The sequence below is a fragment of the Bacillus sp. VA15 genome (genome assembly GCF_055721145.1).
Window position 1 is genome coordinate 1 of the sequence record NZ_JBVQPQ010000040.1, and the last position, 418, is coordinate 418.

Annotated in this window: 1 protein-coding gene; it reads right to left on the bottom strand. The window is 56.7% G+C overall.

Going from position 1 to position 418, the window contains the following annotated elements:
* Positions 1–418: DUF3410 domain-containing protein (locus tag AC0DBE_RS21640; protein WP_472963757.1), on the bottom strand; the 418-nt coding region annotated here is incomplete at both ends.

Sequence of the window (418 nt, forward strand, 5' to 3'; positions counted from 1 at the left end):
GGTGATGAACGGCGTTAAAACCCAGTTTATGCAGCTGCGTCGCAGCCGTTGCGTCGTCGCAAATCACATACAGGGAAGACCACTCGCGGCGCTCAACATAGTTCTTGCGCAGCTTATCAAACTCACCCGGAATACCCGCCACTTTACGCAGCAGCGCGTCATCGCGGCGCACATCATACACCAAATGGACCAGTCGTTTCAGCGTTGCCTGATCGAGTGGCCCGTGCAGGGTAATGCGGCCAAATTCAGGCGCAGGCAGTAAGGTATCCAGCGCCACCTGCTGTGGATGGCCGATAAAGGCGCTATAGGCCTCAAAGACCTGCGTCGTGCCGCGGGCTTTTCCTTCAAGGGTATAACCGGCAATATGCGCCGTTGCGACGTCCACCTTGTTAAGCAGCGCAACGTTAAGCTCAGGCTC